General features: G+C 71.4%; 1 protein-coding gene. It reads left to right on the plus strand.

Annotation, left to right across the window (positions count from 1 at the left end; genetic code table 11):
• Positions 1-122: 122 nt before the first annotated feature.
• On the plus strand, positions 123-760 hold a 638-nt coding region (locus tag ABD823_RS34455), incomplete at its 3' end, for a pentapeptide repeat-containing protein (RefSeq protein ID WP_344867159.1).

Consider the following 760-nt stretch of genomic DNA (forward strand, 5'->3'; position numbering starts at 1 on the left):
GGCCCCTGAGCGTCCCGGCGCGGTCCTTCAGGGGGAGAACGGCCTCCGGGAGGGGTGCGGTCTCCTCGCGGGGGACCGGCCGCCGAGGGCTGCGGTCCCCGGCGCCGGGCTACGCTCTGCTCATGCCCTCCCGCGCCTCCTCCGCTCAGCCGCCCAAGGCGAAGGAACCGCTCGCCCCCGAGCTGCCCGCGTCGCTCAGCCCCGCCGTGCTTCCCGAGCACGGGCTGGAGGACGACGGCGTGTACCGGTTCCTGGAGTTCACGGGCACGGATCTGGCGGCCCGCCGCGTGGACGCGGTCGACTTCGAGGGGTGCCGTTTCACCGAGGCGCGGCTCTCCGGCATGGAGATGCGCCGGGCCGGTTTCTCCAACGTGGAGATGGAGCTGTGCGACCTGTCGAACCTGGCGGCCGCGACCTCGACGATGCGGCGGACGCGGGTGACGGCGAGCAGGCTGACCGGCATGTCCTGGCCGGAGTGCGTGTTCCGGGACGCGGTGTTCGACGCCTGCCGGGCGGACCTGGCGGGTTTCCGCTTCTCCACTTTCAAGAACGTCGTCTTCCGTGACTGCACGCTGGTGGAGGCCGACTTCCAGAACGCGGACCTTCGGGGCACGCGCTTCGAACGCTGCGAACTGACGGGAGCGCAGTTCTCCAATGCCCGGATGGGCGGTGCGCGGTTCACCGACTGCACCCTGCTGAGGATCAACGGCGTCACCGGCCTCAGAGGGGCGACCATCACGAGCCGGGACGCTCAGGGGCT

The sequence above is a fragment of the Planomonospora alba genome, from assembly GCF_039534085.1.
Taxonomy (GTDB): Bacteria; Actinomycetota; Actinomycetes; order Streptosporangiales; family Streptosporangiaceae; genus Planomonospora_B; species Planomonospora_B alba.